The following is a 19,573-nucleotide window of genomic DNA, read 5'->3' as shown; positions in this document are numbered from 1 at the left end:
CTCTATGCCGCAATGCCACCATGTTCGCCCGGCATAGGCGAAAACCGGGATCGAAGACCGATGAATGAAGCAACCCCGCCCAATCGCTGCCGAATCGTGCTGATCGCGCCGCCGCTTGTGACTCCCGAGCACATCTGCACCGCCTTCGACGGCGGCGACGTCGCCTCGCTGATCCTGCCCGAAAACGGCATGGATGACGCCGCCTTCCAGGCCTTCGCCGAGAAGATCGTGCCGATCGCGCAGGCCGCCGGCGTCGCCGTCATCGTCGCCGGCGACAGCCGCATCGCCGGCCGCGTCCATGCCGACGGCATCCATGTCGAGGCAAACCGCCAGGAACTGGCCGAGACGATCGAGCGCTTGGCCGACAGGATGATGGTCGGGGCGGGCGGCGCCAAGACCCGCGATGAGGCGCTGGAGCTCGGCGAGGAGCGGCCCGACTACATGTTCTTCGGCCGCTTCGGCTATGACAACAAGCCCGAGCCGCACCACCGCAATCTCGCTCTCGGTGAATGGTGGGCGCAGATGATCCAGATTCCTTGCATCGTCATGGCCGGCTCCGAGCTTGCGTCGGTGGAAACGGTAGCAGCCACCGGCGCCGAGTTCGTGGCGCTCTCCAGCGCCGTCTTCGCCGACGGACTCGATCCGCACGCGGCGGTCGCCGCGGCCAACGCGCTGCTCGACCAAATCGCGCCGCGCTTCGAGGACTGACGTGCGCTGGTCCCGGCTTTCCTTCGCGGCGTTGGCCGCGGCCTTGACGATCCAGGCGGCCGCCGCCGTGGCCGCCGCCGAGACCCCGCCGGTGCCGCAGCCCAGACCGGACACGACCACACCCGACACGAGCGCGCCGGATACAAGCGCCCCTGCTAGCGGCGCCCCGAATACAAGCATTCCGAATTTAAGCGCCCCAAATACCGGCGCCCCGAATGCTGCCGCCCCGAATACTGGCGCGGCCCATGCCGATAAGCCGATCGAAATACCGCTGCCGCAGCCGGCAACGCTTCAACCGCCATCGGCCGATACCATCAATCCCGATCGCTTCGGCGCCAAGCTCCCGGACGCCGCCTACGGCGCCTTCCAGCGCGGCCTCTATAAGACCGCCTACAACCTTGCCTTGGTGCGGGCCAAGAACGGCGACCCCGCGGCGCAGACACTGGTCGCCGAGATCCTGTCGCGTGGGCTGGGCGTGCCGCTCAACGCGGCAGAGGCCGCGAAATGGTATGGGCTCGCTGCCGAGCAGGGCGTGCCGGAGGCGCAGTTCCAATATGCGCTGATGCTGCTCGACGGACGCTATGTGAAGAAGGACGCCAAGGAAGCCTATGCGCTGATGCAGGCCGCCGCCGAGGCGGGCAACCGCCTGGCCCAGTTCAACTTCGCCCAATTGCTCGTCCAGCAGGATCCGGGCGATGCCGGCATCGCCAAGGCGGCTGTGTATTATGAGCGCGCCGCCAGTACCGGCCTTGCCGACGCCGAGTACGCGATGGCGCAAATCTACGCCAACGGCGCCGGCGGAAAACCGCGCGACGACGCCAAGGCACGCACACTGCTGGCGCAGGCCGCCCGGCAGAACTACGACACCGCGCAACTTGACCTCGCCGCATGGATGATCGAGGGGCGCGGCGGCGATCGCGACCTGAAATCGGGCTTTGCCTGGATGAGGCGCGCGGCCGAAGGCGGCAATGTCGCCGCCCAGAACCGCCTCGCCAAACTCTATATGGGCGGCATCGGTACCGACCCCGATCTGATCCTGGCCGGAGCCTGGTATATCGTCGCCCGGCGCGCCGGGTTGATCGACCCGCAGATGGACGATTTCCTGCAGGGCCTCGATGACGGTCAGACCAAGCAGGCGCTGCAGAGGGCGAACCGGCTGCCCTGAAAAAAGACGGCTCACGGCAGCGGCCATCTCCATGAGCGTTCGCGACGCCCTCCCTTGCCACTCAATGCGATTTGTGGTCTTGGAGGCGCCAAAGCGCGCTCCGCGCCAAAAATCTCATTCCGGATCAGTTCAACATGGCCAAGATCAGTGGCAGCGAAATCCGTCCCGGCTATGTCATCGAGCATGACGGCGGCCTCTGGGTCGCGGTCAAGACCAACACCGTGAAGCCCGGCAAGGGCGGCGCCTACAACCAGGTCGAGCTGAAGAACCTGATCAACGGCACCAAGCTCAACGAGCGCTTCCGCTCGGCCGAGACCGTCGAGCAGATCCGGCTGGAGATGAAGGATTTCTCCTTCCTTTACGAGCAGGGCGACGCGCTGGTTTTCATGGACACCGAAAGCTACGAGCAGCTCGAACTGAACAAGGATTTCGTCGGCGAGCGCGCCGCCTTCCTGCAGGACGGCATGATGGTCACGGTCCAGCTCTACGAGGAGCGGCCGATCGGCATCTCGCTGCCCGACCAGGTGACGCTGACCATCACCGAGGCCGACCCCGTGGTGAAGGGCCAGACGGCGGCGTCCTCGTACAAGCCTGCAGTGCTGGAAAACGGTGTCCGCGTCCTGGTGCCGCCCTTCATCTCGGCCGGCGAGCGCATCATCGTCGACACCAACGAGATCACTTACGTGCGTCGCGCAGAATAAAACGGCCAACACAGGAAGAAGAAGAATGGCGCGTTCCGCTCTCCTCAATGTCATGGTCCAGGCCGCGATGAAGGCCGGCCGGTCGCTGTCGCGCGATTTCGGCGAGGTGCAGAACCTGCAGGTCTCGATGAAGGGGCCTGGCGACTATGTCAGCCAGGCCGACCGCAAGGCCGAAGAGATCGTCTTTACCGAACTGTCGAAGGCGCGGCCGGGCTACGCCTTCCTGATGGAGGAGCGCGGCGCCGTCGACGGCGAGGACGGCCAGCATCGCTGGATCGTCGACCCGCTCGACGGCACGACCAACTTCCTCCACGGCATCCCGCTCTTCGCGGTCTCGATCGCGCTCGAGCGCCAGGGCCAGATCGTCGCCGGTGTCGTCTACAATCCGGCCATGGATGAGCTCTATACCACCGAGCGCGGCGGCGGCGCCTTCATGAACGACCGCCGGCTGCGCGTCGCCGGACGCGCCAAGCTCACCGATGCCGTGATCGGCTGCGGCGTGCCGCATCTTGGGCGCGGCCAGCACGGCAATTTCCTGATCGAGTTGCGCAATGTCATGGCCGAGGTCTCCGGCGTCCGCCGCCTTGGCTCAGCCTCGCTCGATCTCGCCTATGTCGCGGCCGGCCGCATGGACGGGTTTTGGGAAACCGGCCTTTCGGCCTGGGACATCGCCGCCGGCGCCCTGCTCATCCGTGAAGCGGGCGGCTTCGTTTCGGATATGGATGGCGGGCAGGACATGCTGGAGGCCGGCTCCATCGTCGCCGGCAACGAGCTTATCCAACGCGCCCTCTTGAAGACGGTAAAGAAGCCGCTGGCTGCGCGCTGAAGCGCCCTATCGCATCACCCCGAAATCGGGAATCGATTTCGCTGACCTCCGGTTCGGAACGGATAAGCGCAAATCAAAGGGCTGCAGCCTCCTTTGCGCGTCGAAAGGACGCGCAGCGCGCTCGTCGCAAAACCGCAACCGAAGCTTGAAATACTGATCCGCGACTGCCCAGATTATGGTTGCAGGATCATTCATGAACGACGCTCGCGCAAATACAACGATCGAAATCCCCTTTGTCGGCCGCTGGCACTATTCGCGCGCCGAGATGATCGCCGATGGCATCGTCCATGCTGTGGGCATCGTGCTGGCGATCGCCGCCGGCTCTGCCTTCCTGGCTTTAGCCGCCTTCCATTCCGGCCCGGGTGAGTATGTCGCCGCCGTCTTCTACGTTGTGTCGCTGCTCACCGTGCTGTCGGTATCGCTGGCCTATAATTTGTGGCCGATTTCGTGGCCGGCGAAGTGGATCCTGCGCCGCTTCGACCATGCCGCGATCTATCTGCTGATCGCCGCCACCTACACGCCTTTCCTGGCCCAGCTCCACACGTCCGCGCTTGCCATGCCGATGATCGCTATCGTGTGGAGCGCGGCGGCAATGGGCATCGCCATCAAGATGTTCCTGCCCGGGCGCTACGACCGGCTGGCGATCCTCTTCTATCTCGCCATCGGCTGGAGCGGCGTCGTGCTCGCCGGACCGCTGGCCGCGACGCTGCCGCCTGCCTCCGTCATGCTGCTGGTCGCGGGCGGCATCGTCTATTCATTGGGCGTCATCTTCTTTGCCTGGAAAGGCCTGCGCTTCCACAATGCCGTCTGGCATGGCTTCGTCGTCACCGGCGCCGGGCTGCACCTGGCCGCCATGGTCGACTGTCTGGTCATCAGCCGTTTTTGAAACGACCCGCTCGGGGCGATATTGTCAAGCACCATTCAATTTGGTCACAATTCCGTTTAGAGTCGCGGCAATTCTGCGGCGGGTGGCATCGGAAACGGGGCACGGATGGCTTTTCTCAGATCCTTCGGCAGGCGCTCGGATGTCCTGGTCTACGATCCGCACAAACTGTCGAGCCCGCAGGTCTTCCTGCTCACGATGGTGATCTTCCTGGTCATCGTCGCCTTCATCGCCGCCATCCTCACCCGCCAGATCTCCTCCGCCTTCTCCAGCAATCCCGGCCTCAACGGGCTGATCATCGGCGTGCTCGCCGTCGGCATCCTGCTCGCCTTCGCCCAGGTCGGCCGGCTGTTCAGAGAGGTGCGCTGGGTCAACTCCTTCCGCGCCGGCTCCGAGACCACCGAGCCGGTGCTCCTGGCGCCGATGAAGGCGATGATCGGCCGCTCGTCGACGATCGCCTTCTCGACCTCTTCGATGCGCACCATGCTCGATTCCATCGCCACGCGCCTCGATGAAAGCCGCGACACCTCGCGCTATCTTGTCGGACTGCTGGTGTTTCTCGGCCTGCTCGGCACCTTCTGGGGCCTGCTCAACACCATCGCCTCAATCCGCGAGACGATCGAGGCGCTCGACCCCGGCAGCGGCGATGCCGCCGCCGTGCTCGACGCGCTCAAGCAGGGCCTCTCGGCGCCGCTCGCCGGCATGGGCACGGCCTTCTCGTCCTCGCTGTTCGGCCTGTCCGGCTCGCTGGTGCTCGGCTTTCTCGACCTGCAGGCCGGCCGCGCCCAGACCCGCTTCTACACCGAACTCGAGAACTGGCTGTCCTCGGTCACCGATCTCTCGTCCGATATCGTCGTGTCGGAACCGGCGCGCGCCGAGCCGTCGGAGGAGATCCGCCTGCTGTCGGAACGGCTGCGCAGCCTGCAGGAAAATGGCGGCGGCTCCAACCCGCGCGTCGCCACCGCCATGGCCAACCTGGCGGACGGCATTTCCGGACTGGTCAAGAACATGCGCTCCGAACAGCAGATCATGCGCGACTGGGTCGAGGCGCAGTCGGACGAACAGAAGGCGATGCGCAACACGCTGGAAAAGATCGCTGACGCCCTGAAGAAGACCGGAGTGCACTGACGTGGCGCTGGCAAGGCGGCGCGCCGATCGCCGCATCGACTACTGGCCCGGCTTCGTCGACGCGCTGTCGACGCTTCTGCTCGCCATCATGTTCCTGCTGACGGTCTTCGTGCTGGCGCAATTCCTGCTCAGCCGCGAAATCTCCGGCAAGGACACCGTGCTCAGCCGCCTCAACTCGCAGATCAACGAGCTGACGCAGTTGCTGGCGCTGGAGCGCTCGAACAGCCAGGACAAGGAAGATACGCTCGCCAATCTGCAGGCCTCGCTGTCGGCGGCGGAGGCGGAAAAGAGCCGCCTTCAGCAATTGCTGGAGCAGGGTGCCGGCGCCGGCGACGCGGCCAACAAGCGGGCGGACGCGCTGTCCGGCGAACTCAGCAACCAGCGCCAGATCAGCCAGCAAGCGCTGAGCCAGGTCGAGATCCTCAACCAGCAGATCGCGGCACTGCGCAAGCAGATCGCGGCGCTCGAGGACGCGCTCAACGTGTCCGAGCAGCGCGACCGCGAGTCCAATACCAAGATTGCCGATCTCGGCCGCCGCCTGAACGTGGCGCTGGCGCAGCGCGTCCAGGAGCTCAACCGCTACCGTTCCGATTTCTTCGGCCGACTGCGCGAGATCCTCGCCGACCGCGAGAACATCCGCATCGTCGGCGACCGCTTCGTCTTCCAGTCGGAAGTGCTGTTCCCGACCGGCTCCGACGAGATCAACGATGCCGGCAAGGTCGAGATGAAGAAGCTCGCCGATGCCGTCATCGAGCTGCAGAGGGAAATCCCGCCCGAGATCAGCTGGGTGCTGCGCGTCGACGGCCACACCGACAACAAGCCCTTGTCCGGCACCGGCCGCTATCGCGACAACTGGGAACTGTCGACGGCTCGTGCGACCTCGGTGGTGAAGTTCCTGATCGAGAACGGCGTGCCGGCGAACCGGCTGGTAGCCGCCGGCTTCGGCGAATTCCAGCCGCTCGATCCGGCCGACACGGATGAGGCGCGCAGCAAGAACCGCCGAATTGAACTGAAGCTCACCGAACGTTGATCCGGCATCACGCGAACTCACGCGAATTTGTTCGCCGGCTCAACTCTAGCGCGCAGAAGCCCGCTGGCAAGGCCTGAAAACATTATCTTTTTTTAATTACACTCGGCGACTTGGCGGCCCTAATTTGCTGCGCAGGGCCGGGAACCGCCGGCGATGCCTCCCATCGCGACGCGACGGAACCGGACGGCCCACTAGCTCGGAAGCAGAGCGGGATGGCCGCTCCTTCCCCAGCAGGAGGACGCGCCGTCATGCGCGCTTTGACATCTCTCAAGACTGCAACTCTCGCCGCGGTTCTGATCGCCGCTCCGCTCGCCGGCGCCTACGCCGCCGGACATCACAAGGGCGCTCTCGACGCAACCGATCCAACCGACTTCACCGGACCGCGGGTGACCAGCCTGATCGAGCAGGTCCAGGGTGTGGATCAGGGCATCGCCGACGCGCGGCAAGCAAACGACATCTCGGCCTCGGAAGCGCAGCAACTGCATATGCGCGCCGCGCACATCAGCCAGGTGGCCGAGCACGTAGCCGCTTCGGATCACGGCAGGATTCCGGCTGCGCAATATCACGATCTGCTGCGCCGTCTCGACAATGTCGACCAGAAGCTGAGAACCGATACCGGCAGCGGCTTCCTGATGGGCGACGGCGCCGACGGCGGTCACTATCCGAACGGCTGAGCGGTTTCGGGCCGCGACTGCCGTTTCGAGACCAGGAAGGGACGATCTGGCGCCCGAGGGACCTGGCCCGAGGGCGTCCTTTTTTCAGTCACCGGCCGAGCCAAAGCGCGATAATGGCAAGCACCGCAGGCAGCGTCTGGACGAACAGGATCTTGCGGCCGACGGTCGCCCCGCCATAGAGGCCGGCGACGGCAACGCAAAGCAGGAAGAACATCTTGATCTGGAACCCGCCGGTGCCGAGATAGAGCCCCCAGATCAGGCCTGTAGCAAGAAAGCCGTTATAGAGCCCCTGGTTGGCGGCGAGCACTTTCGAGGCGCTGGCGAAGTCCGGCTTGAGGTTGAACGCCTTGTGGCCGCGCGGCGTGTCCCACAGCACCATCTCCAGATAGACGATGTAGCAGTGGATCAGCGCCACCAGCCCGGTCAGGATATTGCCGATCATTGTCCCCTCCGCTCGTTGGCCCCAACTTTTGATCACGCAGCGCTGTTGCAAGGCAAGATGGGCTGATCCGGAACGGGCGGATCAGGGTTGCCAAGCTGCGCGCCTTGGTATCTTTTCGCGCCAACCCCTTTGCAGCCGGAAACCATCCATGTCCTTCCAAAAACTCGATCTACTCGGCCATAGGCTCGAAGCGCTGGAACATGCGCTGGCCATCCTCGGCGCCGATGAGGCGACCCACATGGCGGTTGGCGGCGGCGAGAAGCGCGCCGAGGCGATGTCGGCCTTGGCCGGCATGCTGCACGCCCAGGCTACCGCGCCGGAGATCGGCGACTGGATCGCCGCCGCCGAAGCCGAACCGCTGAACGACGAGCAGCAGGCTGCGGTGAGGGAACTGCGCCGGCAATATACCAACCTCACCTGCCTGCCGGTCGAATTTGTCGAGCGCCAGACGACGGCGCGCATGCGCTCCGAGCAGCTCTGGCGCGACCTGCGCGCCAAGAATGATTGGGCGGGCTTCCTGCCGGCACTGGAAGGCGTCGTGGCGCTGGTCCGAGAAGAAGCGGCGCTGCGCGCCGAGGCGCTCGGCCTCGCCCCCTATGACGCGCTGATGGAGCAGTACGATCCCGGCAATCGCGCCGCCGACATCACGCCGGTGTTTGTCGAGCTGAAGGCTTTCCTCAAGGATTTCCTGCCGCATGCGCTGGCCGTGCAGGATACGCGGCTGGCGAAGCACGCGCTCAAGCCGCTCTCCGGCAGCTACGCCGTAGAGAAGCAGCGCGAGCTTGGTCTTGCCATGATGGCGGCGGTCGGCTTCGACCTCACCCATGGCTCGCTGGCGGTGTCGCACCATCCCTTCTGCGGCGGCGTGCCGACCGATGTGCGCATCACCACCCGCTACAAGACTTCCGATTTCCTGTCGGCGCTGATGGGAGTGCTGCACGAGACCGGCCACGCGCTTTACGAACAGAATCTGCCGAAAGCCTGGTCGCACTGGCCGCTCGGCAAGGCGCGCGGCATGGCCGTGCATGAGAGCCAGAGCCTGTTCGTGGAGAAGCAGATCGGCCGCAACCCCGCCTTCTGGCGCTGGGCGCTGCCGGTTGTCGAGAAGCATCTCGGCGAAGCCTGGTCGATCGACGACATCCTGCCGCATGTCCATCATGTGGAACGCGGCTTTATCCGCGTCGACGCCGACGAGGTCACCTATCCGCTGCATGTCATCTTGCGTTACGAGCTCGAGCAAGAGCTCGTCTCAGGACGGCTGGAGGCCGCCGACCTGCCCGAGGCCTGGGATGCCAAGATGCGCGACTATCTCGGCCTGTCGACCATCGACAACCCGGCCGACGGGCCGATGCAGGACGTGCACTGGCCGGGCGCCGCCTTCGGCTATTTCCCGTCCTACACCCTGGGCGCCATGATGGCGGCGCAGCAATGGGCGGCCCTGACCAGGGAGCACCCGTGCGCGGACGAGGATCTCGCCAAGGGCGACTTCAGCGCCATCAATGAGTGGCGACGCGACAAGATCTGGTCGCAGGGCTCGCGCTGGTCGACGCCGGACCTGCTCGAGCGCGCCACCGGCGAGAAGCTCAACGCCGCCTATTTCACGGAACATTTGCGCAAGCGCTACGGCGACTGAGGCGGCCTCGCTGGCCCACCAGATCGAGCTGCGCAAAAGATGCATTGCCGGCCTTTACTTTGGCGGGAAAGACTCTGACAAAGAGTGTTCCTTGCTTCAGTGGGCTTGAACATTGGTGGGTGGCAGTTTTCGTGAGGTCGGGTCGTTCCGTTGCCTCGTTCTGTTTTTGGCCGTACTGGCCGGTCTGATCCTTCCGGCGGATGCTGATGAGGTCGTCCGCAAAGGGCCGGAGGCGGCCTGGATCAGGTCGGTCGATGTCCCGGCGGCCGATCCGGCGCGGGCCGACCAGATCAAGAATGGCATTTCCTGGCTGCTCGCGGACGAGCAGATCATCCATCGCGACTACGGCTATGACGACTATTCGCGCACGGTCTACAGAATAGTCGACCGTCCCGGCCTTGAGCGGGGCGCCAGCATCGATCTGCAGTTCGATCCGTCCAAGCACAAGGTCACGCTCAACCATCTGCGCATCATCCGCGACGGCGTCGTGCTGGACCGGCTCGATGACGTTAAGTTCGACATTTTCCGGCAGGAGAAGGAGGCCGAAAAGGGCGTCTATGACGGCTGGCTAACCGCTCATGTCAACATTGACGAAGTGCGTGTCGGCGACATTGTCGACTATGGCGAGACCTATGAGATCACACCGCACGTCGGCAAGGGCCTGTTCTTCTACAGCTTCTCCACCGAGTGGGAAGACCCGGTGGGGCTGATCCGCACCAGCATCACCTGGCCGGCCTCGCAGCCGCTCGCGATCAAGCCGCGAGGCACCGAGATCAAGCCCACCATCTCCGCGTCGGGAACGGACTCCGTCTATCTCTGGGAGATTGCCAATCCGAAGCCTGTCAAGGTGGAGGAGAACGTGCCGACGGAATTCCCGGCCTGGGGATCGATCGACATCTCGTCCACCGCCAGTTGGCAAAGCGTGATCGACGCCGTTCAGCCTTACTACAAGCCGGCCATCGCCTTCCCGCCGGCCTTTGCCGCCAAGCTCGACGAGATCGCTGCGAGGCACCCTTTGCCAGAGGATCGGATGATCCAGGCGATGCGCCTCGTCCAGGATGAGATCCGCTATGTCAGTCTCTCGATGGGCTCCGGGTCGTATATTCCGCGCGATCCGGCGACCGTCGTCCAGAGCGGCTTTGGCGACTGCAAGGACAAGGCGCTGCTGCTTACGTCGGCGCTCGCGCGGCTGGGCGTTTCTGCCCAGGTCGCGCTGGCCGATCTCGACCACGGGCGGGCGCTGGACCAGCACCTGCCGGCGTTGCGCAACTTCGACCATGCCATCGTCAAGGCGACGATCGGGACCAAGGCGTACTGGCTCGACGCCACCAATTACCTGCAGGGCGGCGACGCAAGCAATTTCCCGCAGCCGGACTACGGCTTCGCCCTGCCAGTCTTTGGCAGTGGCGAGTTGGAGAAGATGCCCAGTCCGGAGCCTAAAAGCCCGACCATCAAGGTTGCCGAAGAGTTTTTCTTTCCCGACAAGCCTGGTGGCCAGCTGACGCTGTCAGTGCTGTCGACCCATGAGGGCGCCGACGCCGACTACATGCGCAGCAAGCTCGCCAGCCGGTCGGTCAGCGAACTGTCCGACGCCTATCTGCAATATTACAGCAAGCGCTACCCCGGCATCGAAAGCGCCGCAAAGCTGGAAATCTTCGACAATCGTGACGGCGACATCATCAATATACGGGAGAGCTATCGGCTGCCGGCTCAAGCGCTGGCCGCCAACGATCTCGCCAAGAACTTCTCGATCAAAGCGGCCGACCTCGGCACCGACCTGCCGACCCCGACCACGGTGGATCGCGCCGGACCCGTCTCGCTTGGGTCGCCCGTTTACCGCAGGCACAGCGTGACGGTGCGCAATCTGAAGGCGAGGTTTTCCGGCGGACGGATGAAGAGTGTCGTCACGCCTTACCTTTCGCTGACGTCGTCCTGGAGCAATACGCCGACCACTTTCGAGGTGCAGTGGGATTTCCGGACGCTGGCTACGCAGGTTCCGGCCAAGGCGATCAGCGATTATCTGAACTCGGTCAAGGACGTCGGCGACAATCTCGACTGGACATACGACTTCACCTACCAGGATGTGCCTGCGGATCCGCTAGGCAGTGATCCTGACAGATCGCAACAACAGGTGATCACCGGGGTGCTGCTGGTCTCGATCTTCATAGGCGTGCCGCTTTTGATGGCCTTCCGTCGCAGATAGCCGCACGGCGGTTCCTGCCGAGAAGGCGGGCGCTACTCCGCCGCGCCCTTGAAGGCGCTCGCTCCGGTCTCGAACTGCAGCTTGGCGAGCCGCGCATAGGTGCCGCCCTTGGCGACAAGGCTCTGATGCGTGCCTTCCTCGACGATGCGTCCGCCGTCCATGACTAGGATCCGGTCGGCCTTGAGCACCGTCGCCAGCCGGTGGGCGATCACGATGGTGGTGCGGCCGCGCATCAGCCGCTCCAGCGCCGTCTGCACCAGCGTTTCGCTTTCGGCGTCGAGCGCCGAGGTTGCCTCGTCGAGCAGCAGGATCGGTGCGTCGCGCAGAATGGCGCGGGCGATCGCCACGCGCTGGCGCTGGCCGCCCGAAAGCGTCACACCGCGCTCGCCGACCTGGCTGTCATAGCCCTTTTCAAGCTTGCCGATGAATTCGTCGGCAAGCGCCGCCTTTGCCGCCGCCTCGATCTCGGCATCGCTGGCGCCCGGCCGGCCGAAGCCAATATTGTCGGCAGCACTGGCCGCGAAGATGGTGACGTCCTGCGCCACGATGGCGATGCGCTGGCGGATTGCGGCCGGATCGGCCTGGCGCAGATCGACGCCGTCGATGACGACACGGCCGCTCTCCGGATCGTAGAAGCGCAGGATAAGCGAGAAGACGGTGCTTTTTCCCGCGCCCGAAGGACCGACGATCGCCACCGTCTCGCCAGGCTTCACCTGGAAGCTCAGCCCATGCACGGCGGCCCGGTCCGGCCGCGCCGGATAGGAGAAGGAGACATCGTCAAAGCTGATCGCGCCCTTGGCCTTGGCCGGCAGCGGCTGAGGATCTGCGGGCGCCTGAATGGCGGGCTTCTCGGTCAGGATCTCGGTCAGACGCTCGGCGGCGCCCGCCGCCTGCGACAGCTCGCTCCACACTTCCGACAGCGCGCCGAGTGCGCCGGCGGCGAACACCGAATAGAGCAGGAACTGGCCGAGCGTGCCGGCCGACATCGTGCCGGCAAGCACGTCGCGCGAGCCGAACCAGAGCACCGCCACCACCGATGAAAAGATCATGAAGATGGCGAAGAAGGTGAGAAAGGAGCGGGCGAAGACCGACGTGCGCGCCGCCTCGAAGGCGGCCTCGACGGCAGCCGAGAAGCGCCCCGTCACCAGCTTCTCGTTGGTGAAGGCCTGCAGCGTGCGCACGGCGCCGATCTGCTCGCTGGCATAGGCAGTGGCTTCCGCCAGCGTATCCTGCGCCAGCCGCGACTTGCGCCGCACCGAACGGCCGAAGGCGACGAGCGGCAGCACGATCAGCGGGATGGCGGCCAGTACCAGGCCGGACAGTTTTGGGCTGGTGAAGACCATCATCGCCACGGCACCGACGCCGAGGATGAGATTGCGCAGCGCGACCGATGCCGTGGCGCCGACCGCCGACTTCACCTGCGTGGTATCCGCGGCAAGCCGCGACACGATCTCGCCCGACTGCGAGCGATCGAAAAAGGCCGGCGAGAGCGTCGTGACATGGGAGAAGACATCGCGGCGGATGTCGGCGACGACCCGCTCGCCGAGCGTGATGACGAAGTAGTAGCGGCTGGCGGACGCCGCCGCCAGCACGGCCGCCATCAGCACCAGCGCGGCGAAATACTCGGCAATGAAGGTAGTGCCCGCCGCCTGGAAGCCGTGATCGATCATGCGCCGCACGGCCATCGGCAGGGCCAGCGTCGTCCCTGCCGCAACGATCAGCGATATGATCGCGCCGACCGCCAGTTTGCGGTACTGCGTGACGTACGGAAAAAGGTTCCTGAGCGGCCGGACCGAGCGCCTGCGCTCGTCACCACTGACACCAATATCCGCCATGAGCGTTTCCTCTGGCCGCGTGTTCGTCATGCGCTTCAATATGCGCCTGCCGCGGCCTTGTGATTCAATTCCGGCTGATGTATAGGCTCGCCGACCGTTTTAGAAGCCGTGGCTTTTCATTAGCTGCGGCTTCGAGTTTTAAAAAGGGGCGCATCGACGCAGGCCATCGGCCCGTCACCAGCGCCGGCAAGCCAGGAACACGACAATGAAGGCCGATATCCATCCCGACTACCACACCATCAAGGTCGTCATGACCGACGGCACCGAATACCTGACCCGCTCGACCTGGGGCAAGGAAGGCGACACGATGAACCTCGACATCGACCCGACCACGCACCCGGCCTGGACCGGCGGCCAGCAGACCCTGCTCGACCGCGGCGGCCGCCTGTCGAAGTTCAAGAAGCGTTTCGAAGGTTTCGGCCTCTAAGCCTTTCTAAACGTGTCGCAGATCAAAACCCACCTCCGAGCCGGGCTCAGACTGCTGACAAACCCCTGGCGTTTGCCGGGGGTTTTTGATTCACTGGGTCATGTTGAAGCGACCCGCCCCTGAACAGACCGCGCTTGAGATGGTGACGTTGGATCAGCTGGTTCCGGCCGATCATCTGTTGCGCAAGATCGATCGATCGATCGACTTCTCGTTCATCCACGGTCTGACGGCGCCATTGTACTGCGCCGACAATGGCCGCCCGCCGCTGGACCCGACCTTGATGTTCAAGGCGCTGTTCATCGGCTACCTGTTCGGAGTGCGCTCGGAGCGGCAATTGGTGCGCGAGATCGAGGTCAATGTCGCCTACCGCTGGTTCCTGCGGCTGAAGCTGACCGACAAGGTGTTCGACGCCTCGACGCTGTCGCAGAACCGTCGTCGGCGCTACCAGGACGAGACGATCGCGCAGGCGATCTTCGACCGCATCGTGGAGCAGGCGATCCTTGCGGGGCTGGTGGACGGGACGGTGCTGTATACCGACAGCACGCACCTGAAGGCCAACGCCAACAAGGGCAAATACGACCTTGCCATGGTCGCCAAGTCGCGTGCCGACTACTGGGGCGAGCTCGACCGCGCCATCGAGACGGAACGGGCGCTGCACGGTCAGAAGCCGCTGAAGCAGAAAGAGCGCAAGCCGCCGGTCAAGCAGACCAAGGTCTCGCGCGCCGATCCGGAGGCCGGCTACATGGTGCGCGAGGGCAAGCCGAAGGGCTTCTTCTATCTCGATCACCGCACGGTGGACGGTCGTTGCGGCATCATCACCGATACCTTCGCCACGCCGGCCAACATGCATGACTCGATCGTCTATCTTGGCCGGCTCGACCGCCAGGTGGAGCGCTTCGGCTTCGTTGTGGCGGCGGCGGGGCTGGATGCCGGCTATGCCACGCCAGGCATCGCCAAGGGGCTGGAGGACAGGAACATCCGGGGCGTCATCGGCTATCGCAACCCGACCCCGCCAAGGCCCGGCAAGATGAGGAAGAGCGCCTTCGTCCATGAACCGGATCGGGACGGCTATCGTTGTCCGCAGGGCCAGTTGCTCACCTACGCCAGCACCGATCGCGGCGGGTATCGTCATTACAGAAGCGATCCGGCCATCTGCCGCGACTGTCCGCTGCTGGCCTCCTGCACCTCAAACGCCAAGGCCGAGCGCACCATCACACGCCATGTCTGGCAGGATCAACGCGAGCGCGTCGATGCCAACCGGCTCACGGCTTGGGGCAAGGCCATCTACCGGCGTCGCAAGGAGACGGTCGAGCGATCCTTCGCCGATGCCAAGCAGCTGTTCGGCCATCGCTACGCCCGCTTCCGAGGGCGAACCCGCGTCGCCTGCCAGTGCCTGATCGCAGCCGCCGCCCAGAACATGAAAAAGATCGCAATCAGCCTCTGGCCAAAGCCCAAACCGGTCCTCGCCTGAGGCCAAATCTGCGTCGGCGGCCTCCTGACATCCGCTCCCGCCACCAATTTCCCAAGCGCAATCAATCTGCAAAACAAAACCCCGCCGAAAATCGACGGGGTTCGTCAGCAGTCTGAACCCGCCTCCGAGGCGGGTTTTTTGTTGGCCACAGACGCTGCGGGAAACCCGACCAGGTTGTACCTACCCTTCCACCAGCTCCCGCAGCGCCATGCGCTTATAGGCCGCGACCAGCCTGTCGCCCTCCTCCCGGTCGACGGAGATCGCCAGCCGCATGACCGCCTCGCCCATCTGCCAGACTAGCAGCGCCGCCGTCTCCATCGCCACGGTATCTGCGCCGGGACGCAACCGCTTCAGCACCGCGACGAGGAATCGGGCATTGGCCCGGCTGTCGGCCAGTTCGAGTTCGCGCAAGGCCTTGTCGGCCTGCGTGCCCGACCAGATGTCGCGCATCACCGGTTCGGCCAGGAACATTCCGTAATAGAGGTCGACCAGCTCCGAAAACGCCTGCTTCAGCCCTTCGGCGTCGCTGACGTCCTTCAGCGCCGCCGAGATGCAGGCCTGGCTTTCGGCGGTGTAGCGCTCGGCCAGCGCCCAGACGATCGCCCGCTTGTCGGGAAAGAACTGGTAGAGCGAGCCGATCGACACCCCTGCTCTTTCCGCCACCTCGCCCATGCGCATGGCATCGCTGCCTTGCTCGGCGATCAGCGCCGCGGCGGCGGCAAGCATCCGCTCGACCCGCTCGCGGCTGCGCTGCTGCGTCGGCGCTCGCCGGGGCATTGCGATTTCCTGGTCGAGCTTCGCGGCTACCCTGCCTTGCATGAGCTTCCTCCGAAAGATCCTCGAGAAACTGGCTTGACTCACAAAATACGAGGGTTTATCACGTTTTACAAACATGAGGATTACTCATATTCAGAAAACGAGGAGATCGAGATGACCGACACGTCACAGAAACCGATTTTGATCCTGGGCGGCACCGGCAAGACCGGCCGGCGGCTGGCCGAACGGTTGATCGCCCGCAGGATCCCGGTGCGGATCGGCTCCCGCGCAGGCACGCCTCCCTTCGACTGGTCGGACAAGAACACCTGGGGCGCGGCCCTCGACGGCGTCGGCGCCGTCTACATCAGCTACTATCCTGACATCGCGGTGCCGGGCGCCGCCGAAACTGTCGAGGCGTTGGCCAAACTTGCCGTCGAGCGCGGCAACAAGCGGCTGGTGCTGCTCTCCGGTCGCGGCGAGACGGAGGCTCAGCGCGCCGAGGAAATGGTCAAGGTCTCCGGTGCCGATTGGACGATCCTGCGCTGCTCATGGTTCTCGCAGAATTTCAGCGAAGGCTTCCTCATCGAATCCATACTCGAAGGCGAAGTCACCCTGCCGGTCGGCGCTGTCGGCGAACCCTTCGTCGCTGTCGACGATATCGCCGATGTCGCCGAAGCCGTGCTGACGGAGCCGGGCCATGCCGGCCAGCTTTACGAACTCACCGGCCCGCGTCTGCTGAGCTTTGCTCAGGCCGTCGCCGAAATCGGCAAAGCCACTGGCCGCGACATCCGCTATCGGCGGATCTCGCATGCCCAATTCACCGAAACGGTGGCTGCGCACAACCTGCCGCCGGAATTCGCCTGGCTGCTCAACGAGCTCTTCACCGAGGTGCTCGACGGCCGCAACGAATCGCTGACCGACGGCGTGCAGCGCGCGCTCGGCCGCCGGCCGAAAGACTTCTTCGCCTATGCAACCGAAACCGCAGCCAGCGGCGTCTGGAGTAACTGAGATGATGAAAATTCTTCCCGCCCTCACCTTCATTGCCGCGATCGGCTCTGGCGTGGTCGGCGGCGTCTTCTTCGCCTTTTCCAATTTCGTCATGGCAGCACTTGCCAGGCTGCCCGTCCCAGCCGGCATCGCAGCGATGAATTCGATCAACATCACCGTAATTACGCCCGCCTTCATGACGGCGCTTTTCGGCACCGGCCTCATTTGTCTGGTGCTGATTGCCGCCGCCATCGCGGGTTGGAGCCAATCGGGCTCGTACTGGCTGCTTGCCGGCGCCGTAATCTATCTCGTCGGCAACCCGATCGTGACCATGATCTTCAACGTGCCGCTCAACGACGCGCTGGCCGCCGTCGACCCGGCCAGCAGCAACGGCGCCGCCGTGTGGGCGAACCATCTGCGCCAATGGGTAATGTGGAACCACGTCCGCACCATCACCGCGATCGTGGCGATGGCCTGCTTCATCCTGGCGCTGATTTGAAGAGAGCGGCCAGCGGATAAAACACCGCCTCAGGCGGGGTCCGTCTTCTTGTGCGTCTTGCGGTCGGCGTGTCCCAGATCGCGCTCCGGGTCGATGACATCGCGGACCAGCTGCTTGAGCTTCGCCGCCTCCGGAAAACCGCCGTCGCGCTTACGCTCCCAGATAAGCTGGTCGTTGCAGGAGATCGTGAAGATGCCGCCGGTGCCCGGCACCAGCGTCACCTCGCCGAGATCGGTACCGAAGGTCGAGAGCAGCTCCTGTGCCATCCAGCCGGCTCTGAGCAGCCACTGGCATTGCGTGCAGTAGGTGATGCGGATGGCGGGCCGCGGCTTCTCGCTCATGTCGGATCGAGTTCCGCTCATAGATCAGCCGATCAGGCCGCGCTGAGCTTGGCCATTGTTTCGTCGTCGACCTCGAAATTGGCGTAGACGCTCTGCACGTCGTCGTCGTCCTCGAGAGTGGCGACCAGCTTCATCAGCGACTGCGCCCGTTCTTCATCGACCGGCACATTGTTCTGCGGCTGCCAGATCGGCTTCACCGACTCCGCTTCGCCGAGCGCGGCTTCGAGCGACTTCGATACCTCGCCGAGATTTTCGAAGCTGCAATAGACGGTGTGGCCTTCCTCGTCCGACTCGACGTCGTCAGCACCGGCCTCGATCGCGGCTTCCATCACCGTGTCCGCGCTGCCGGCCGAAGCCGGGTAATAGATCTCGCCGACGCGGTTCCACATGAACGACACCGAGCCGGTTTCGCCGAGCGCCCCGCCGGCCTTGGTGAAGGCGGCGCGCACATTGGACGCCGAGCGGTTGCGGTTGTCGGTCAGCACCTCGACGATCAGCGCCACGCCGCCGGGGCCATAGCCCTCATAGCGCACGGCCTCGTAGTTCTCGGCATCTCCGGCGGAGGCCTTGTTGATGGCGCGCTGGATGTTGTCCTTCGGCATCGACACCGCCTTGGCGTTCTGCACCGCAAGGCGCAGCCGCGGGTTCATCGCCGGGTCCGGCGTGCCGGTCTTGGCGGCGACGGTGATTTCGCGTGCCAGCTTGGAAAACATTTTCGACCGCACCGCATCCTGGCGGCCTTTCCGGTGCATGATGTTCTTGAACTGCGAATGGCCAGCCATGGCACCCCTGTCGTGTTCGGCTAGAGCATTTCTCGGCCGGGCGCGATCACCCGGCAAATGCTCGAATTCAAAATTTCAGAACGCTGCAAGCGTGCCTGCGAAGGCCCGCGGGGCTCTCTGTCGGAATGGCCGGCTTATAGATAAATCGGCTCAATTCGTCCAGCCGGACCGTCGACCCTGACGGCGGACAGACCGAGATTGCCCTTGCAGCGCGGCATCATCCCTCCAGATCCGACTTCAGCCGGTCGAGGATGCTGATCGCATGGCCCGCATATTGGCCGATCCAGCGGTCGTGGATCTGCCTGATCGGCAGCGCGTTGAGATGGTTCCAGCGCTCGCGCCCCTCGCGCCTCGCCACGACCAGATCGGCCTCTTCCAGCACCTTCAGATGCATCATGACCGTGCAGCGATCCATGTCCGGGAAAGCCTCGCAGAGCGCCCCGGTGGTCTGCGGCTGATCCTTGAGCCGGTCGAGCAACTCGCGCCGGCGCGAGTGCGCCAAGGCCTTGAAAACACGATCGTCCGAGGTTGGGCTTGACATGTTATGTTTTTATAACATATTGTTTCACGAGGCAAGGAAGGAGCTGTGGATATGTCTCTTGGATTCAGGATTTCCGGACGCATCGGCAAGCCGGTCGCCGAAGTCTTCGACGCCGTGGTCAACCCGACGAAGCTCAGCGGCTATTTCACCACCATTGGCGGCGCCTCTGCTCCGCTGGTCGCCGGCACCACCGTCACCTGGTGGAAGACGGTGCCGGTCGAGGTCGACGAGGTGATCAAGGATAGGCGTATCGTGCTGCGCTGGGACGCGGCCGACACTGACGGCAAGCCGGCCTACAAGACACGCATCGAGATGAACTTCGAGCCGTTGGACGACGGCGGCACCTTCGTTACCATCGCCGAGGCCGGCTGGCACGAAGGCGAGGTCGGACTGAAGAAATCCTACCTCAATTGCGAGGGCTGGTCGCAGATGCTCGCCTGCATGAAGGCGTATCTCGAATACGGCATCAATTTGCGCGACGGCTATTATCGCGCCGAGATGAAAGGCGAGCCGGCCAACGAGACCAATATTTGACTCCCTT

Annotated in this window: 21 protein-coding genes; 15 read left to right on the top strand and 6 right to left on the bottom strand. The window is 64.3% G+C overall.

The window, feature by feature from the left end; genetic code table 11:
- The first annotated feature begins 60 nt into the window (after positions 1 to 60).
- The 8 genes from EJ078_RS16930 (at position 61) to EJ078_RS16895 (ending at position 7,115) form a co-directional block, all read left to right on the top strand.
- A complete protein-coding gene (locus EJ078_RS16930; protein WP_127403725.1) occupies positions 61 to 708 on the top strand; it encodes a thiamine phosphate synthase in 648 nt (215 codons plus the stop codon).
- 178 nt (positions 709 to 886) lie between these two features.
- Positions 887 to 1,873: a tetratricopeptide repeat protein gene (locus EJ078_RS16925; protein WP_127216488.1), complete on the top strand. Its 987-nt coding sequence runs from the start codon at positions 887 to 889 to the stop codon at positions 1,871 to 1,873.
- Positions 1,874 to 2,007: 134 nt separating this feature from the next.
- Positions 2,008 to 2,574, top strand: coding sequence for an elongation factor P (gene efp, locus EJ078_RS16920; protein WP_067001754.1), 567 nt, complete (start codon positions 2,008 to 2,010; stop codon positions 2,572 to 2,574).
- Between the two features lie 25 nt (positions 2,575 to 2,599).
- Positions 2,600 to 3,400: an inositol monophosphatase family protein gene (locus EJ078_RS16915; protein WP_067319472.1), complete on the top strand. Its 801-nt coding sequence runs from the start codon at positions 2,600 to 2,602 to the stop codon at positions 3,398 to 3,400.
- Positions 3,401 to 3,593: 193 nt separating this feature from the next.
- Complete coding sequence (locus tag EJ078_RS16910) at positions 3,594 to 4,286, top strand: hemolysin III family protein (protein ID WP_164750576.1); 693 nt, start codon at positions 3,594 to 3,596, stop codon at positions 4,284 to 4,286.
- A gap of 105 nt (positions 4,287 to 4,391) precedes the next feature.
- The gene (locus EJ078_RS16905) at positions 4,392 to 5,411 is read left to right on the top strand and encodes a MotA/TolQ/ExbB proton channel family protein (RefSeq protein ID WP_127216485.1); all 1,020 of its coding nucleotides are present in this window, start codon (positions 4,392 to 4,394) and stop codon (positions 5,409 to 5,411) included.
- Position 5,412: 1 nt separating this feature from the next.
- A complete protein-coding gene (locus EJ078_RS16900; protein ID WP_067319478.1) occupies positions 5,413 to 6,441 on the top strand; it encodes a peptidoglycan -binding protein in 1,029 nt (342 codons plus the stop codon).
- Positions 6,442 to 6,689: 248 nt separating this feature from the next.
- Complete coding sequence (locus tag EJ078_RS16895) at positions 6,690 to 7,115, top strand: hypothetical protein (protein WP_067001742.1); 426 nt, start codon at positions 6,690 to 6,692, stop codon at positions 7,113 to 7,115.
- Positions 7,116 to 7,203: 88 nt separating this feature from the next.
- On the opposite strand, the gene EJ078_RS16890 is transcribed toward EJ078_RS16895, so the two are convergent.
- Positions 7,204 to 7,557, bottom strand: coding sequence for a DUF1304 domain-containing protein (locus EJ078_RS16890; protein WP_067001740.1), 354 nt, complete (start codon positions 7,555 to 7,557; stop codon positions 7,204 to 7,206).
- A 148-nt stretch (positions 7,558 to 7,705) separates the two neighbouring features.
- Here EJ078_RS16890 and EJ078_RS16885 point away from each other — a divergent pair, with 148 nt between their 5' ends.
- Positions 7,706 to 9,190: a carboxypeptidase M32 gene (locus tag EJ078_RS16885; protein ID WP_127216486.1), complete on the top strand. Its 1,485-nt coding sequence runs from the start codon at positions 7,706 to 7,708 to the stop codon at positions 9,188 to 9,190.
- Positions 9,191 to 9,356: 166 nt separating this feature from the next.
- Complete coding sequence (locus EJ078_RS16880) at positions 9,357 to 11,393, top strand: DUF3857 domain-containing transglutaminase family protein (protein WP_164757320.1); 2,037 nt, start codon at positions 9,357 to 9,359, stop codon at positions 11,391 to 11,393.
- 32 nt (positions 11,394 to 11,425) lie between these two features.
- On the opposite strand, the gene EJ078_RS16875 is transcribed toward EJ078_RS16880, so the two are convergent.
- Positions 11,426 to 13,228, bottom strand: a complete 1,803-nt coding sequence (locus EJ078_RS16875; protein ID WP_127217297.1) for an ABC transporter transmembrane domain-containing protein — start codon at positions 13,226 to 13,228, stop codon at positions 11,426 to 11,428.
- A gap of 205 nt (positions 13,229 to 13,433) precedes the next feature.
- Here EJ078_RS16875 and rpmE point away from each other — a divergent pair, with 205 nt between their 5' ends.
- On the top strand, positions 13,434 to 13,655 hold the full coding sequence (rpmE, locus tag EJ078_RS16870; RefSeq protein WP_040974396.1) for a 50S ribosomal protein L31: 222 nt from the start codon (positions 13,434 to 13,436) through the stop codon (positions 13,653 to 13,655).
- Between the two features lie 100 nt (positions 13,656 to 13,755).
- Positions 13,756 to 15,126 carry an IS1182 family transposase gene (locus EJ078_RS16865; RefSeq protein ID WP_127217539.1) on the top strand — a complete coding sequence of 457 codons (1,371 nt, stop codon included), beginning with the start codon at positions 13,756 to 13,758 and terminating at the stop codon, positions 15,124 to 15,126.
- A gap of 180 nt (positions 15,127 to 15,306) precedes the next feature.
- Here the strand turns inward: EJ078_RS16865 and EJ078_RS16860 are convergent, their stop codons facing one another.
- On the bottom strand, positions 15,307 to 15,945 hold the full coding sequence (locus tag EJ078_RS16860) for a TetR/AcrR family transcriptional regulator (protein ID WP_127404241.1): 639 nt from the start codon (positions 15,943 to 15,945) through the stop codon (positions 15,307 to 15,309).
- A 111-nt stretch (positions 15,946 to 16,056) separates the two neighbouring features.
- Between EJ078_RS16860 and EJ078_RS16855 the strand changes: the two genes are divergently transcribed.
- The gene (locus EJ078_RS16855) at positions 16,057 to 16,890 is read left to right on the top strand and encodes an NAD(P)H-binding protein (protein ID WP_127404242.1); all 834 of its coding nucleotides are present in this window, start codon (positions 16,057 to 16,059) and stop codon (positions 16,888 to 16,890) included.
- A gap of 1 nt (position 16,891) precedes the next feature.
- Positions 16,892 to 17,368, top strand: a complete 477-nt coding sequence (locus EJ078_RS16850; RefSeq protein WP_067319488.1) for a DUF1772 domain-containing protein — start codon at positions 16,892 to 16,894, stop codon at positions 17,366 to 17,368.
- A 29-nt stretch (positions 17,369 to 17,397) separates the two neighbouring features.
- Here EJ078_RS16850 and EJ078_RS16845 read toward each other — a convergent pair whose 3' ends face one another.
- The 3 genes from EJ078_RS16845 to EJ078_RS16835 all read right to left on the bottom strand — a co-directional run bounded on the left by EJ078_RS16845 (position 17,398) and on the right by EJ078_RS16835 (position 19,032).
- Entirely contained in the window at positions 17,398 to 17,709 is a 312-nt protein-coding gene (locus tag EJ078_RS16845; protein ID WP_095799760.1) for a SelT/SelW/SelH family protein, read from the bottom strand.
- A 32-nt stretch (positions 17,710 to 17,741) separates the two neighbouring features.
- Positions 17,742 to 18,491, bottom strand: a complete 750-nt coding sequence (locus EJ078_RS16840) for a YebC/PmpR family DNA-binding transcriptional regulator (RefSeq protein WP_067319492.1) — start codon at positions 18,489 to 18,491, stop codon at positions 17,742 to 17,744.
- Positions 18,492 to 18,708: 217 nt separating this feature from the next.
- Positions 18,709 to 19,032 (bottom strand): helix-turn-helix domain-containing protein, encoded by a 324-nt coding sequence (locus EJ078_RS16835; protein ID WP_067001718.1) that lies wholly within the window; start codon positions 19,030 to 19,032, stop codon positions 18,709 to 18,711.
- 51 nt (positions 19,033 to 19,083) lie between these two features.
- Between EJ078_RS16835 and EJ078_RS16830 the strand changes: the two genes are divergently transcribed.
- Positions 19,084 to 19,566: an SRPBCC domain-containing protein gene (locus tag EJ078_RS16830; protein WP_067001716.1), complete on the top strand. Its 483-nt coding sequence runs from the start codon at positions 19,084 to 19,086 to the stop codon at positions 19,564 to 19,566.
- Positions 19,567 to 19,573: the final 7 nt, after the last annotated feature.

This window comes from Mesorhizobium sp. M1A.F.Ca.IN.022.06.1.1, from assembly GCF_003952605.1.
Classification (GTDB): domain Bacteria; phylum Pseudomonadota; class Alphaproteobacteria; order Rhizobiales; family Rhizobiaceae; genus Mesorhizobium.
Note: the sequence above shows the minus strand (reverse complement) of the source record. Positions and strands in the feature narration are given on the sequence as shown.